This window comes from Nocardiopsis mwathae, assembly GCF_014201195.1.
In the GTDB taxonomy this organism is placed as follows: Bacteria; Actinomycetota; Actinomycetes; order Streptosporangiales; family Streptosporangiaceae; genus Nocardiopsis_C; species Nocardiopsis_C mwathae.
On the sequence record NZ_JACHDS010000001.1, the window covers coordinates 2,262,387 to 2,277,841 of the forward strand.

9 protein-coding genes are annotated in these 15,455 nt (G+C 72.0%); 4 read left to right on the plus strand and 5 right to left on the minus strand.

The features are described from left to right. Nucleotides 1–28: 28 nt before the first annotated feature. On the minus strand, nt 29–1,255 hold the full coding sequence (locus tag HNR23_RS09565; protein WP_184075113.1) for an MFS transporter: 1,227 nt from the start codon (nt 1,253–1,255) through the stop codon (nt 29–31). A gap of 268 nt (nt 1,256–1,523) precedes the next feature. Between HNR23_RS09565 and HNR23_RS09570 the strand changes: the two genes are divergently transcribed. From HNR23_RS09570 to narI, 4 genes are read left to right on the plus strand one after another with little or no spacing between them, the layout of a single operon-like run. After that, complete coding sequence (locus HNR23_RS09570) at nt 1,524–5,189, plus strand: nitrate reductase subunit alpha (protein WP_221308534.1); 3,666 nt, start codon at nt 1,524–1,526, stop codon at nt 5,187–5,189. After that, a complete protein-coding gene (gene narH, locus HNR23_RS09575) occupies nt 5,190–6,935 on the plus strand; it encodes a nitrate reductase subunit beta (protein ID WP_246421668.1) in 1,746 nt (581 codons plus the stop codon). 5 nt (nt 6,936–6,940) lie between these two features. After that, entirely contained in the window at nt 6,941–7,594 is a 654-nt protein-coding gene (gene narJ, locus HNR23_RS09580) for a nitrate reductase molybdenum cofactor assembly chaperone (RefSeq protein WP_246421671.1), read from the plus strand. Next, complete coding sequence (gene narI / locus HNR23_RS09585) at nt 7,591–8,349, plus strand: respiratory nitrate reductase subunit gamma (RefSeq protein WP_184075119.1); 759 nt, start codon at nt 7,591–7,593, stop codon at nt 8,347–8,349. The genes narJ and narI overlap by 4 nt, the downstream gene beginning before the upstream one ends. Before the next feature lie 92 nt (nt 8,350–8,441). Here narI and HNR23_RS09590 read toward each other — a convergent pair whose 3' ends face one another. The 4 genes from HNR23_RS09590 to HNR23_RS09605 form a co-directional block, all read right to left on the minus strand. Continuing rightward, entirely contained in the window at nt 8,442–9,485 is a 1,044-nt protein-coding gene (locus tag HNR23_RS09590) for a methyltransferase (protein WP_343070499.1), read from the minus strand. Nucleotides 9,486–9,568: 83 nt separating this feature from the next. Then, the gene (locus HNR23_RS27455) at nt 9,569–10,999 is read right to left on the minus strand and encodes a methyltransferase (protein WP_343070500.1); all 1,431 of its coding nucleotides are present in this window, start codon (nt 10,997–10,999) and stop codon (nt 9,569–9,571) included. Between the two features lie 141 nt (nt 11,000–11,140). Next, nucleotides 11,141–12,061 carry an NAD-dependent epimerase/dehydratase family protein gene (locus tag HNR23_RS09600; RefSeq protein ID WP_184075121.1) on the minus strand — a complete coding sequence of 307 codons (921 nt, stop codon included), beginning with the start codon at nt 12,059–12,061 and terminating at the stop codon, nt 11,141–11,143. A gap of 105 nt (nt 12,062–12,166) precedes the next feature. Next, the gene (locus tag HNR23_RS09605) at nt 12,167–15,088 is read right to left on the minus strand and encodes a non-ribosomal peptide synthetase (protein WP_184075123.1); all 2,922 of its coding nucleotides are present in this window, start codon (nt 15,086–15,088) and stop codon (nt 12,167–12,169) included. Nucleotides 15,089–15,455 lie beyond the last annotated feature (367 nt).

Genomic DNA, 15,455 nt, shown 5'->3' on the forward strand with positions numbered 1-15,455 from the left:
CTCACCGGCCGGGCTCCTCGGGGCGGTCCTACACCCCCCCGGGGGCCGGCCGGCGGGTGGCGCGGTCGACCTCGCGGAAGGCGACGGCTGTGTAGACGGCGACGGCCAGGGCCGTCGCCCCCAGCAGGGCGAAGCCGATCGTGTAGGCGCCGGTGGCCTGGAAGACGACCCCCATCACCATCGGCGGGAAATACCCGCCCAGGCCGCCGGCCGCTCCGACCAGGCCGGTCACGGTGCCCACCCGCGACGGCTCGACCACCTTGGCGACCAGTGCGAAGACGCTGCCGGTGCCCAGCCCGAGGGCGACCGCCATGAGGACGAAGGCGGTCCCGGCCGGGACCTCGGCCGGCGGGTGGAAGGCGAGGGCGACCGCGAGGACGGCGGTGGCGAAGAAGGAGGCCAGGCAGACCCGGACCGGTCCGATGCGGTCGGACAGGATGCCGCCCACGGGGCGGGCCAGGACCGCGGCCACGGAGAACCCGGCCGTGCGGAGCCCCGCCTCGGTCTGCAGGAAGTCATACGCGGTGGTCAGCACGGTGGGCAGGTAGGTGGAGAACGCGACGAACCCGCCGAACACCAGGGCGTAGAGCCCCGCCATCTTCCAAGTCGCGGCCATGCGCGCCGCCGCGGCCATGCGCGGCAGCACCGGCTCGGTGCCCGGCCGCCACTGCGGTGCGTTGCGGCTGAACAGCAGCATGACCGTGCCCATCACCGCCAGCACGGCGGCCATGGCCACGTGGGTCCCCCACAGGCCGAGGAGCTCGACCGAGCGCGGGGCGAAGAAGGCGGCCAGCGCGGTGCCGCCCATCCCGGCGCCGAACACCCCGGTGGCGAAGCCCTTGCGCCGGGGCGGGTACCAGGCGCTCACGAAGGGGATGCCGACCGCGAAGGAGGTTCCGGCGATCCCCAGGAAGAAGCCCCAGAGCAGCAGCATCGGGTAGGAGTGCCCGGACAGACCCACGAGCAGCACCGGGATGATGCTGGCGAAGCAGACCGCGGTGAACATGACCCGGCCGCCGTAGCGGTCGGTGAGCGCGCCGACGGGAATCCGTCCGAGCGCGCCCACGAGGACCGGGAAGGCGACCAGCACGGCGACCTGTGACGGGGTGAGCCCGAGCCGCTCGGTGTAGGTGGCCGACAGCGGGCCGATCAGGTTCCACGCCGCGAAGGTGACCGCGAACGCGGCCGTCGCCAGCGCGAGGTTGACTCCGCGGCCTCCTCCCGTTGTTTCGGCTCCACCCGACTCTGCGCGCATGGCGTGTTATCCCCTCACCGTTCGACGTCCCGCTCCTAACATGACGAACGTAACGAGAATTCCATTCGCCCTCACGGGACCTTTGGCATCGATCGCGGAGACCTTAAGACCATTGGTCCCGAATAGTCCGAAGGATTGACTGGATTCCCGAGGACATTTCCCAACGCCCCCGCGCCGCACCGTGGGCGCGGAGACGACAAAGGACGACATACACGTGAGCGATGACGGCAAGGACGCGGGTAGAGACGGTTCAGCGATCCAGGACCTCCTGCTTCGCACGGGAAGTTACCTCGCCCGCACAGAAACGACACAGGACCTTCGGGCGGTTTTCAAGGAGGGCGGCCGCGAGGGCGACGTCTTTTATCGCGACCGGTGGAGCCACGACAAGGTCGTACGGTCCACCCACGGGGTCAACTGCACGGGGTCCTGCTCGTGGAACGTCTATGTGAAAGACGGCATCATCACCTGGGAAACGCAGGCGACCGATTATCCGTCGGTGGGCCCCGACCGCCCGGAGTACGAGCCGCGCGGGTGCCCGCGCGGTGCGGCGTTCTCCTGGTACACCTACTCCCCCACGCGCGTCCGGTTCCCCTATGCCCGCGGGGTCCTGGTCGAGATGTTCCGGGAGGCGCGCCGGCGGCTCGGCGACCCGGTCGCGGCCTGGGCCGAGATCACCACCGACCCGGACAAGCGGCGCCGCTACCAGTCGGCGCGCGGCAAGGGCGGACTGGTCCGGGTCACCTGGGAGGAGGCCGTGGAGATCGCCGCGGCGGCCCACGTCCACACCATCCGCGCCTACGGTCCCGACCGCATCGCCGGGTTCTCCCCGATTCCGGCGATGTCGCAGGTCTCCCACGGTGCGGGTGCGCGGTTCGTGAACCTGCTGGGCGGGTCGATGCTGTCGTTCTACGACTGGTACGCCGACCTGCCGGTCGCCTCGCCGCAGGTCTTCGGCGACCAGACCGACGTCCCGGAGTCCGGGGACTGGTGGGACGCCGCCTACCTGCTGGTGTGGGGGTCCAACGTTCCGGTGACCCGGACACCCGACGCCCACTGGATGGCCGAGGCCCGCTACCGGGGCCAGAAGGTCGTCGTGGTCGCGCCGGACTACAGCAGCGCCGCCAAGTTCGCCGACGAGTGGATGAGCCCGCACCCGGGCACGGACGCGGCACTGGCCCTGGCCATGGGCCACGTCATCCTCACCGAGCACTTCGTGCGCGCCCGGACCCCGGCCTTCGACGCCTACGTGAAGAAGTACACCGACCTGCCGTTCCTGGTCACCCTGGACGAGCACGACGGGCGCTACGTCCCGGGCAAGTTCCTCACCGCCGCCGACCTTCCGGGGGCCGACCCGGACTCCGGGAACGCGCGGTGGCGGCCGGTCCTCGTCGACGAGCGGACCGAGGAGGCCGTGGCGCCCCCGGGCACGCTGGGCGACCGCTGGGGCGAGGGCGGTGCCGGGCGGTGGAACCTCGACCTGGACGGCATCACCCCCCGGCTGAGTTTCCTCGACGACCATGGCGCCGGGCCGGAGGGCGGCGCGGCGGTCGAAGTGGCGCTTCCGCGGTTCGACGCCGAGGACGGGACGCCCGGCCGGCTGGTGCGCGGGGTGCCGGTGCGCCGGGTCGGCGGCCGACTGGTCACCACCGTCTTCGACCTGCTCCTGGCGCAGTTCGGGGTGGCCCGCCCGGGGCTGCCCGGGTCCTGGCCGACCGGGTACGACGACCCCTCCGAGCCGTGCACCCCGGCCTGGCAGGAGGAGATCACCTCGGTGCGGGCGGACCGGGCGGTCCGGATCGCCCGGGAGTTCGCCGCGACCGCCGAGGCCACCGGCGGCCGCGCCATGATCATCCTGGGGGCCGGGGTCAACCAGTGGTTCCACGGCGACACCATGTACCGCGCGTTCTTCACCCTCCTGCTCCTGACCGGCTGCCAGGGCGTCAACGGCGGAGGCTGGGCGCACTACGTCGGCCAGGAGAAGTGCCGGACCCAGACGGGGTGGGCCGCCTACGCCTCGGCCATGGACTGGTCGCGCCCGCCGCGCTTCATGGCCGGGACCGCCTACTGGTATATGCACACCGACCAGTGGCGCTACGACACCTACGACGCCGACGCGCTGACCACACCGCTGGGTCCGGGCCGACTGGCCGGGCGGCACACCGCCGACCTGGTGGCGGCCTCGGCGCGGATGGGGTGGATGCCCTCCTACCCCACCTTCGACCGCAACCCGGTCAAGCTGGCCCGGGAGGCGCAGGACGCCGGCCGGGACCCGGGCGAGTACGTGGCCGGGGAGCTGGCCGCGGGACGGCTGCGGTTCGCCGCCGAGGACCCCGACGCACCGGAGAACTGGCCGCGGGTGCTGACCGTGTGGCGGGCCAACCTGTTCGGATCCTCGGCCAAGGGCAGCGAGTACTTCCAGCGGCACCTGCTGGGCACGCACTCGGCGGTCCAGGGCCGGGAGGCCGGCCCCGAGCACCGCCCCGACGACGTGGTGTGGCGTGAGGAGGCCCCGGAGGGCAAACTCGACCTGCTGCTGTCACTGGACTTCCGGATGACCAGTACGACGCTGCTGTCCGACGTCGTGCTCCCGGCCGCGACCTGGTACGAGAAGCACGACCTGTCGACCACCGACATGCACCCGTTCGTGCACGCGTTCAACCCGGCGATCGATCCGCCGTGGCAGGCGCGCACCGACTTCGACGCCTTCCACACGCTCGCCCGCCGCTTCAGCGAACTGGCCGAGACGCACCTGGGGAAGGTCGGCGACCTGGTGGCGGCGCCGATGCAGCACGACACCCCCGGGGAGCTCGCCCAGCCCGGCGGCATCGCCCCGGACTGGAAGGCGAGCGGCGAGGTGCCGGTGCCGGGGCGGACCATGCCCGACCTGATCCGGGTGGAGCGCGACTACCCGGCGGTGGCCGAGAAGCTGGGAGCACTGGGCCCCCTCGCCGAGTCGCCGGGGCTGCCGGTGAAGGGCGTGTCGTTCACCCCCGACGAAGAGGTGGAGTGGCTGCGGCAGCGCAACGGCACCGTGCGCGGCGGGGTCGCCGACGGGCGCCCCGCCCTGGACACCGACGTCAAGGTCTGCGAGATGATCCTGGCGCTGTCGGGCACCAGCAACGGGCGGCTGGCGGCCCAGGGGTTCGAGCGCCTCGCCGCCCGGACCGGGACCGACTTCGACGAGCTCATCCACGGCAGCCATGAGCGGCGTGTGGTGTTCTCCGACACCCAGGCCCGCCCCACGCCCGTGGGCGCGAGCCCGGAGTGGTCCGGCAAGGAGGCGCCGGATCGGCGCTACGCCCCGTTCACCATCAACACCGAGCACGACAAGCCGTGGCACACCCTCACCGGCCGCCAGCACTTCTACCTCGACCACGACTGGATGCACGAGTTCGGTGAGGCGCTGCCGGTCTACCGGCCGCCGCTGGCCCTGCACCGGCTCTTCGGGGAGCCCGAACTCGGCCCTACCGGGGAGCGCGCGGTGACGGTGCGCTACCTGACCCCGCACTCGAAGTGGTCGATCCACTCCGAGTACCAGGACAACCTGCTGATGCTGACCCTGTCGCGGGGCGGTCCGTCGCTGTGGATGAGCCCCGCCGACGCGGCGGCCATCGGCGCGTCGGACAACGACTGGGTGGAGGCCGTCAACCGCAACGGGGTGGTGGCGGCGCGGCTGGTGGTCTCGCACCGCATGCCGACCGGGACGGTCTACGTGTACCACGCCATGGAGCGGGTGGTGGACACGCCCACGACCGAGACCACCGGCAGGCGCGGGGGCATCCACAACTCGCTGACCCGGCTGCTGGTCAAGCCCACGCACCTGATCGGCGGCTACGCCCAGTTCTCTTACGCCTTCAACTACATCGGCCCGACCGGCAACCAGCGTGACGAGGTCACGGTGGTGCGCAAGCGCACGTCAGAGGTGAAGTACTAGATGTCCGAAGCAACCGGCGGCACAGAGGCCGCGCGGGCGTCCGGGACCGAGCGGATCGGCCGGGTCATGGCCCAGGTCGCCATGGTGATGAACCTCGACAAATGCATCGGGTGCCACACCTGCTCGGTGACCTGCAAGCAGGCCTGGACCAACCGCGCCGGTGTCGAGTACGCGTGGTTCAACAACGTCGAGACCCGCCCCGGACAGGGCTATCCGCGGCGCTATGAGGACCAGGACCGGTGGCGGGGCGGCTGGCGCCGCACCCGGTCCGGCCGCCTCGTCCCGCGCTCGGGCGGGCGGTTGAAGCGGCTCGCCACCATCTTCGCCAACCCGGTGATGCCGTCGCTCAACGACTACTACGAGCCCTGGACGTATGACTACGAGAACCTGATCGCCGCACCGCTGGGCGACGACATGCCGGTGGCCCGGCCGCGCTCACTGATCAGCGGCGAGCCGACCGCCATCGAGTGGAGCGCCAACTGGGACGACGAACTCGGCGGCGGCGAGGAGGTCGGGCGGGACGACCCCGTCGTGCAGAAGCTCGGCGACCGGGTGCGCTTCTCCTTCGAGGAGGCGTTCATGTTCTACCTCCCGCGGATCTGCGAGCACTGCCTCAACCCGACGTGCGTGGCCGCCTGCCCCAGCGGTGCACTGTACAAGCGCTCCGAGGACGGCATCGTGCTGGTGGACCAGGACCGCTGCCGCGGGTGGCGGATGTGCGTCACGGGCTGCCCGTACAAGAAGGTCTACTTCAACCACAAGACCGGCAAGGCCGAGAAGTGCACGATGTGCTACCCGCGCATCGAGGTGGGCATGCCGACGATCTGCTCGGAGACGTGTGTGGGGCGGCTGCGCTACCTCGGCGTCGTCCTGTACGACGCCGACCGGGTCGGTGCGGCGGCCGCGGTGGCCGACGAGCACGACCTCTACCCGGCCCAGCTGGGCGTCTTCCTCGACCCCGAGGACCCGGCGGTGCAAGAGGCGGCCCGGCGCGACGGCATCCCCGAGCGCTGGGTGGAGTCGGCCCGCCGCTCCCCCGTCTACGCCCTGGCGGCGCGGTACCGCGTGGCGCTGCCGCTCCACCCGGAGTACCGGACCCTGCCGATGGTCTGGTACATCCCCCCGCTGTCGCCGGTCGTCGACGCGCTGACCTCCACCGGGCACGACGGGGAGGACGCCGACAACCTCTTCGGCGCCATCGATGCCCTGCGGATCCCGGTGGAGTACCTGGCCGAGCTGTTCACCGCCGGAGACACCGCTCCGGTGACCGCGGCGCTGCGCCGCCTGTCGGCGATGCGCTCCCACATGCGCCGGATCAACCTGGGCCAGGGCCGCGATGAGGAGATCGCCGCCGCAGTGGGCATGGACGGCCGGGAGGTCGAGGAGATGTACCGGCTGCTCGCGCTGGCCAAGTACGACGAGCGCTACGTCATCCCGACCGCCTACGGCGTGGACGACGCCGACCGGGGGGTGATCGAGGAGATCGGCTGCTCACTGGACTTCGAGGGCGGCCCCGGGATGGGCGGTGCCGGCGGGCGCGTCCCGTTCGGCGAGGCCTCCGGGCGGCCGGACCCGGCCAGCGTGGAGACCTTCCACGCCCTGCGCGAACGGCAGCGGGGCGGCGGGGAGCGCGAGGACGGGCTGTCCGGCCGGGTCAACCTCCTCAACTGGGACGGGCGGGGGCGGCCCGACGGGCTGTTCCCACCGCAGGCCGACGGCACGGGGCAAGAGGAGGCAGGACGATGAGGGGCATGGCTCCGGGATCCCCCCGGTCCGCCACCGACCGCGCGGTGCTGCGGCAGGCGGCGTCGGTGCTGCTGGGATACCCCGACTCGACGCTGCGGGAACGGCTGCCGCTGGTGCGCCGCGCGCTGGCCGAACTCCCGCCCTCGGGCGCCGCCCGCGCCCTGGACGGGTTCTGCGCGCACGCCGAGGCGGCCCCGGACCTGGAGCTGGGCGCGCACTACGTGCGCACCTTCGACCTGCGGCGGCGCCGGACCCTGCACATGACCTTCTACACCGACGGCGACACCCGGCGCCGCGGCCATGCCCTGGCCCACGTCAAGGCGGTCTACACCGGGTGCGGCTGGCAGCCCGATCCCAGCGAGCTCCCGGACCACCTGGCGGTTCTGCTGGAGTTCGCCGCCCGGTGCGACGCGGAGTGGGGCGAGACGCTGCTGCTGCGCTTCCGGCCGGGGCTGGAGCTGCTGCGCACGGCGCTGCACGCGCACGAGACCCCGTACGCGGCCGTGCTGGACGCCGTGGACGCCACCCTTCCCGCCACCGCAGAGGCCGAGCGGGCCGCGGCCCGGCGGCTGGCCCGGACCGGACCGCCGACCGAGGCCGTGGGGCTGTCCGGCTACGGCGCGCCCACCCCCCTCGACCTTCCCGGAGGTGCCCGATGACGGCGCTGGACACCGCCCTGTGGGGCATCCTGCCGTACCTGGTCGTGCTGGTGCTGGTGGGCGGGACCGTGTGGAGGTACCGCTACGACCGGTTCGGCTGGACGACGCGCTCCTCGCAGATGCACGAGTCGCGGCTGCTGCGGATCGGCAGCCCGCTGTTCCACTTCGGCATCCTCGTGGTGATCATCGGGCACGTCATCGGCCTGCTCATACCGGACCGCTGGACGGCGGCGATCGGAGTCACCGCCACGATGTACCACGTCAACGCGCTGGTGCTGGGGATCATCGCGGGGGTGTGCACGCTGGCGGGGGTGGCGCTGCTGGTCTACCGGCGCCGCACCACCGGCCCGGTCTTCAGTGCCACCACGGTCAATGACAAGGCGATGTACCTGGTCCTGGTGCTGGCGATACTGACGGGGCTGGCCACCACGCTGGTGTCGGCGGGGGCCGACCTCACCGGGGGGCACGCGCACGACTACCGGCAGACCGTTTCGGTGTGGTTCCGCAGCCTGTTCGTGCTCGACCCGGACGTGGCCGCGATGAGCGCCGCGACGCTGCCGTTCAAGGTGCACGTGCTGGTGGGACTGGGGCTGTTCACCATGCTGCCGTTCACCCGGCTGGTGCACGCTTTCACGGCCCCTGTGGGCTACCTGTTCCGCCCCTATGTCGTCTACCGGAGCCGAGGGGACCGGCCGGAGGCCGACGAGCGCGCGGACCGGGCCGTGCGCCCGGCGAGGCGCGGCTGGGGCCGCTGACGCGCCGCCGAGGAGCGGTGCGCCCCGGCCGGGGTCCCGCCGCCGCGAGGGCGGGGCGGCGGGACCCCGGCCGGGTGCGGTGTGCCGGCGCCTCAGGCCGCACGGGCCTCGATGAGGCTGAACGGGGAGGCGGTCGGGATGATCCGCTCGATGCGCAGGTCGGCCCGGCCGAGCAGGGCCGCGAACTCCTCTTCGGTCCGCTCGCACCCGTCGAGCAGGGCGAGCATCGAGAAGTCCATGGCCTTGCCGGGGTGCGGGGTATCGCCCGGCGGGATGACCTGTTCGACGAGGAGGACGCGGCCGCCGGGCGCCATGGCCTGGGCGCAGCAGCGCAGGATCCCGGCAGCCCGGTCGTCGGGCCAGTCGTGCAGGATCCACTTGAGGATGTAGAGGTCGCCGTCCTCAGGGGCCTTGTGGAAGAAGTCGCCGCCGACGGCGGTGCAGCGGTCGGCCAGCCCCTCGGCGCGCAGCCGGTCGCGGGCGGCCTCGGCCACGTGCGGGACGTCGAAGACGACGCCGTGGGCGTCGGGGGCGGTGCGCAGGACGGTGCTGAGCAGGGTGCCGTTGCCTCCGCCGACGTCGACGATCCGGCGTGCGGCCGAGAAGTCGTAGGCGTCGAGCACGGCCCGCAGCACCGGTCGGCTCAGCTCCTGCATCGCGGTGTTGAACAGGGCGGCGTGCTCGGGGTGGTCGGCGAGGTAGTCGAAGAGGGAGGCGCCGAACACCCGGGGAAAGGTCGCCTCGCCCGTGCGCACGCTGTGTGCGGAGTCGAAGAGCGCCCGGCCGATCACCCCGTCGAAGGCGAGGGTGGCGCGCACGCTGCAGTGGTGGTCGGAGCGCAGCGGTGCTCCCGCCGCGGTGAGGGCGAAGGAGCCGGGGGCCGTCTCGGTGAACACGCCGCACGCGGCCAGCACGCGCAGCATCCGGTACAGCGCCTCGGGGTGGGTGCCGGTCGCCGCGGCGAGGTCGTGGGCGCTGCGCGGGCCGTCGGCGAGGAGGTCTCCGAGGCCCAGCTCCGCGGCGATCTGCAGGAGTCGGGCGTGGATGAACTGGTCGCGCATGTGCAGGAGGCGGACAGCGGGGTCGGGTGCCTCCTGCACATGACCGGTGGGCGGCTCGGGTCGCTCTTCGGCCACGGGTTCCTCCTTCGCGGCGGGGACGGGTGCGGCCGCGGCGGTGCGTGTCGGGGTGCCGGGCACACGGGCGGCGGCTCGGCTCCTCACTTGGTCCCCACGACCATGGACTCGGGTCCGGCCAGGTGCTCGACGTAGCAGTCGCGGAACCCGGCGTCGGTCATCCAGCCGATGCAGTCGGCGCCGGTGTAGTCGAATCCGCCGGGGCTCTCCACGAGCATGTGCAGGCTCATCAGCAGCGCGAAGGTGTTGTGCCGGCGCTCGTCGTCGATCAGGGCTTCGTAGACGATGACGCGCCCGCCCTCGGGCAGCGCCTCGTAGGCCTTGCGCAGCAGCATGCGCTTGGTGTCCAGGTTCCAGTCGTGCAGAGCGTGGCCGAGAACGATCACGTCGGTCGACGGCATCGGGCCGGTGAAGAAGTCACCGGCTTGGAAGGCCAGCCGGTCCTCCAGTCCGGCCGCGGCGACGGTCTCGCCGAAGTAGGGTTCGACCGCCGGGAGGTCGAACCCGGTGCCGCGCAGGTGCCGGTGGCGCCGCAGGAGACGGCTGAGCAGGGCGCCCTCGGCGCAGCCGACGTCGGCGACGGTACCGAACCGGCTCCACGGGAATCTGTCGATGATGGCGGCGATACTGGCGGTGGAGCCGCCCGTCATCGCGCGCTGGAACATGCGGGTGCGCTCCGGGTCGGCGTACAGCGCGTCGAAGGGGTCGCTGACGCCTTCGGAGATCTTCTCCTGCGGCTCGCCGGTGACCAGGGCCCGCCGCAGGCTCCCCCAGGACTCGTACCAGTGGTCGGAGGCGACCTCCAGCAGCCCGCCGATGTAGGAGTCGGTCTTGGCCTCGTCAAGGAAGGTGTCGGCGGGCGGCAGGTTGCGGTAGCGGCCCTCCTCCCGGTCCAGCAGGCCCAGGGAGACCAGGGCGTCGAGGAAGTCGAGCAGTCCGCGCCCGTGTAGGCCGAGGCGCTCGCGGAGCTGTTCGGCGTCGAGCGGACCGGCGGCGGCCAGCACGGTGAACACGCGCAGTTCCACCGCCGTCTGGATGACCTTGGCCGACCAGAATCCCAGCCCGGCGTCGAGGATCTGGCCGGGGGAGGCGAGGGGTTCGCGGCGGGATGCGCCGGGCGGTTCGACGATGCGGCGCACGTCGTGGGTGTCGTGGAGGTCCTCGAAGTGGGTCACCTTGCCGTCGGTGATCCGCCAGGTGTGCACCATGCGCACGGTGCCGGCGGTACCGCTGAGGGCGCCGCGCATGTGGAGGGCGCCCAGGACGACGACGCGGTCGCCGGACTCCAGGAACTCGTGCGGCTCCTGGCGCAGTTCGCTGAAGACGGTGCGGGCGCGGGCCATGAACGCCCGCACCTCGGCGAGGCCCTTCTTGGTGCCGCCGAGGCCGTGGTCGGCCATGCCGTCGGGGTGGACCCAGGTGACGTCGGGGTGGAAGAGGTCGAGGACGGCGTCGATGTCGCCGCGCTGGAACGCGGCGTAGGAGGCGCGGATGAGCTCGGTGTTGTTCGACACGCTGGCCTTCCTGTGTGTGGTTCGGGGGGTGATCGGATGAGTCTTCCTGTGTTGATCTCGGGTGGCGCGACCGAATTCTCACCGGCATCCGGTCGCCACACGCGGGATCAACGCAGGTACCGGCGGCAACGCGGGGAGAGCTCAGGCGGCGCCGGCGACACCGGGCAGGTGGGCGTCGACAGTGCGTCGCAGGCCGGTACGCCAGTCGACCTCGCAGTCGCCGATGAGCGCCCGGCGCAGGGTGTTGTCGAAGGCGTGGGTGCCGCGGGTGACGTCACTGGGCTCGAACCGGGCCTCGGTGCCGGTGATCTCGGCGAGGTGGGCGAGCATGTCCCGGATGCCGACGATGTCGTCGCCGCCCCAGTTCACGATGCGCGCCGGGGCGGTGGCCACGCCCCACAGCAGCGGGACCTGCCGGCTGATGTCGTCGGTGTGGATGGGGTTGCACCGGTTCTGGCCCGCACGGGGCACCTCGACGGGTTCTCCGGCGAGCATCCGGCGGAACAGCAGGATGGGGACGCCCCCGTGGCCGTGGGGGCCGTAGGCGACGTTGAGCCGGGCGATGGTGGTCGGCAGGCCGAGCGCGGTGGCGAAACCGCGGACGGCGCCCTCGACGGCGAGCTTGCCGACGGCGTAGGTGGGCAGCCACGGGGTCCGTCCGCCCAGGGGGTCGGTCTCGGTGTGCGGGTGGTCGAGGCCCTGGCGGGCGTAGACCGCGCCGGTGGAGACGTGGAGGAACGCCTCGGCGGCGCGGCAGTGCACCATGAGCCGACCGGTGGCCGCGCAGTTCACCTCCAGGGTGGTGTCGAAGTCGGTGCCGTCGCCGCGGTGGGCGGCCGCGTGCAGGACGTGGGTGAAGTCGTCGGGGAGGCCGTCGAGCGTGTCGGCGGCCATGTCCCACCGCCAGGTGCGGATGCCCCGGGCCAGCAGGTCGCGTTCGGCGTCGGCGTCGCCGAAGCGGGCCAGGCACCAGACCTCGTTGCGGGGTGCCAGGGTCTCGGCGACCTGGCGGGCCACCTGGCCGGTCGCGCCGGTGATGAGGATCTTCTTGTCGGTGAGCACGGGCGCCTCCTGTGCGGCTGGGTCGTGGAGCGGTGGGCGTCCGGTCCCTGCGGCCGGGTCGGCGGGGCGGGAACCGGACGCCCTTCGTCATCGGCTCATCGGATCTCAGGCTTCCGTGGATCGGCCCTCGCCCAGGGCCCGGTCCAGTTCCGTGCGCAGGATCGCCTGGAAGGACGCCACGTGCTCGGGGCCCATGAGGGTGTAGTGCTCGCCCGGGACGTCGATGTAGCGGTTCTCCTCGCGAGCGAAGCCGTCCCAGGGCCGCAGCTGGGTGTCGAGCCAGTCCTCCTTGGTCCCGCGCAGCGGAACCGCGTAGAAGACGCTGAGCGACCGCACGTTCCCGCTGGGCTCGTAGGTCCGCCCCAGACGCACCAGCGACTGGGCCAAGTCCACCCAGGCCCCGAACTTCGCGACGTCGAGGTCGAGCTCGGCCAGCCGCCCGGGGGGTGCGATGTCCATCAGGTAGTCGAGCTGCTGCCGGCGGGTCAGTCCGTCGCGGAGCCGCCCGGGCAGCTCGACGGACTGCTCCTTGGTGATCAGCGACAGGAAGAAGGCCAGGTTGACCGCTCCCTCGACGAAGTCGAGCTCCGCCATCCGGTCCTGGACGTGGGGCGGCAGGTTGAAGATCCCCACGAAGTCGACCCGCTCCCCCAGCGCCTCCAGTGCCTTGGCGATCTCGAAGGCGACGATGCCGCCGTAGGAGTAGCCCGCCACGGCGTAGGGGCCCAAGGGCTGCTCGTCGCGGATGGCCCGGACATAGCACTCGACCATCTCGCCGAAGGTGGCGAAGTAGTCCTCGCCCTCTCCGAAGCCGCGGGCGCGCAGGGCATGGAAGGGGCGCTCGCTGACGAAGTACTTGGCGAGGTTGACGAACACCAGCACCTCGCCGACCCCGGGGTGGACGCAGAATAGCGGGGTCTTGTCCCCGCTGAGCTGCAGGGGCACCAGCGGGTCGTAGGGGGCGGCCGCCCCCTGGGAGCCCGCCTGGCCGCCGCCTCCCCCGGCGCCGTCGATCCGCGCGGCCAGCTCGCGGATGGTCGGTGCCCGCAGGATCCCCACGACGGGCAGGTCGCGCAGGCCGAAGGCCCGCTCGACGTGGCCCTTGAGCCGCAGGATGTCCAGCGAGGTCCCGCCCAGGTCGAAGAAGCTCGCGGTGGCGCTGATCTCGGCCGGGTCGGCGTCGAACATCTCGGCGTAGATCTCGGCGAGCGCGGCCTCGGTCTCACCGACGGGGGCGGTGTAGCCGCCCAGCCGGCGGGTGACCAGGGCGGCGACGTCGGCCTCGGCCGCGGCGAACTCCCCGGCCTCCAGGCGTTCGCGCAGCTGGGAGCGCTGGATCTTGCCGAGGCTCGTCTTGGGGACCGCCGACATCGGCAGCGGCAGGATGAGCGAGGGGCGGAACCCCCAGTGCAGCACGGTGCTGCTGCGGATGGCGACGATCAGGCGGTACAGGTCGGCCTCGCCGTCATCGCCCGCCCCGTCCGCGGCACCGCCCTGTCGGCGCAGGTCGGGCGCGAAGAGGACGGCGAGCTGCTCGGTGTCGCTGCCCTGCGGGCGGATGGGGAAGGCGGCGATGTACGACTTCGCCACCCCGTCCAGGCGCTCCAGCACGGTCTCCAGGTCGTGGCTGAAGTAGTTGACGCCGTTGACGATGATGCTGTCCTTGCTCCGGCCGACCAGGGTGAGCCGGCCGTCGTCGATGCGTCCCCGGTCCCCGGTGCGGAACCAGCCGTCGGGGGTGAAGGCCGCGGCCGTGGCCGCGGCGTCGCCGAGGTAGCCGTCGAACACCATGGGACCGCGCACCTGCAGCTCGCCGTCGCGGCCGCCGGGCAGCGGCGCGTCGTCGGCGCCGACGACGCGCATCTCCAGCCCCGCCACGGCGCGGCCCAGCGAGGCGAACTCCTGCCCGTCGTCGACGTCGGGGAAGTCGAGGGAGAAGACGCTTCCGGCGCACGTCTCGGTCATGCCGAACGCCGGGGACACCACGCCGCGGTCCAGGCCGAAGGGGGCGAGGCGGTCGAGGAAGCCGCGCACCGTGGCGCAGACGGTGGCCTCACCGCCGGAGATGACCCGGCGCAGGGCGGACAGGTCGGGGGTGAATCCGTCGTCCAGCCGGTCCATGGCACGGTTGAGCTGGGCGAACAGGAAGTTGGGGGTGAAGGTGAGGGTGACCCGGTGGGCGTCGGCCAGCCGGAGGAAGCGCAGCGGGTCGCCGAGCACGGACTCAGGGGCGACCTGTACCTGCGTGGCGCCGACGCTCGTCGGGAGCAGGTGCATCTCGATCGCGGAGATGTGGTCGAAGGAGATCCAGTTCATCGTGGTGTCGCACGCAGTGGCGCCCAGGCGTTCCGCCTTCGCGGGCAGGGCAGCCAGCAGGTTGGCGTGCGACAGCCGCACGGCCTTGGGGTGGCCGGTGGATCCGGAGGTGAGCATGAGCAGTGCGGTGTCGTCACGCTCCGCGCGATGGTATGCGCTTTCCGGAGTGGCAGAGGTGAGTTCCCCGATCAGGCGCACGGACAGGTCGGCGGCGTCGCCCGCTTGGGGGAGCTCGTCGCACAGGGCTTTGGTGGTCAGCCACAGGGGGCGCTCCAGCAGGGCGTCGACGTGGCGCACCTGCTGGGACCAGCGGGCGGTGTCGGTGGCCTGGGGGCGCAGCGGGCAGGGGACGAAGCCGCCGAGCACGCATGCCCAGAACGCGGGCACGTAGTCGTCGGGTTGTCGGAGGAGCAGGACGACGTTGTCCCGGGGCCGCAGGCCCGCGGCGCGCAGTCCGGCCAGTAGGCGGGAGGCCTCGGCCAGGAGTGTGGGATAGGACTGGGCGACGGAATCCCGCGGGTCGTCGGCCGCGGGGTAGCGGAGCCCGGTGCGCGGGTGGTGTTCGACGGCGTGGGTGAGCAGGTCGGCCACGGTGTGGAACGAGGTCCACGGTGCGGCGTCCGGTAAGTGGACCGGACCGGGGCCGAGGGCGTGCGCGGGCGGTGCGGCCCCCGTGCCGGCGTTCGGTTCGGTCGGAAACGGGATGGACATCGATCATCTCCCCGTATTCGAGTCTGAAGGCTTCCCGGCGATGTCCGGATGCCGCTCCCGGCCGAAGTGGAATATCGCCGGGAACGGAGGAGGTGACGGCGCCAGACCACCGATCCGACGACCACGTATTCACCGGTCGGTGGTCCGTCGATCGACCGCCGGGCAGGACGCCCCCTCCTTTACAATGGACCGCGAAAGACCTGCACATTCACTTCTCACCAGGCGTTGAACACCACACACAAGGAATGTGACGAGGAATTTCGCCAATCGCCCCGAATTTCGAATACCAGGCCAACACAGGGGGGAGATCGATTCAATGTGCAGTGAATCACACTCCGGTTTGGGACTTCGTTCCCTTGCGGCCGCC

Excerpts from the sequence above, each read along its gene's own strand:
- narH (WP_246421668.1), top strand. The coding sequence starts at position 5,190 with ATGTCCGAAGCAACCGGCGGCACAGAGGCCGCGCGGGCGTCCGGGACC.
- narJ (WP_246421671.1), top strand. The coding sequence starts at position 6,941 with ATGGCTCCGGGATCCCCCCGGTCCGCCACCGACCGCGCGGTGCTGCGG.
- HNR23_RS09565 (WP_184075113.1), bottom strand. The coding sequence starts at position 1,255 with ATGCGCGCAGAGTCGGGTGGAGCCGAAACAACGGGAGGAGGCCGCGGA.
- HNR23_RS09605 (WP_184075123.1), bottom strand. The coding sequence starts at position 15,088 with ATGTCCATCCCGTTTCCGACCGAACCGAACGCCGGCACGGGGGCCGCA.
- narI (WP_184075119.1), top strand. The coding sequence starts at position 7,591 with ATGACGGCGCTGGACACCGCCCTGTGGGGCATCCTGCCGTACCTGGTC.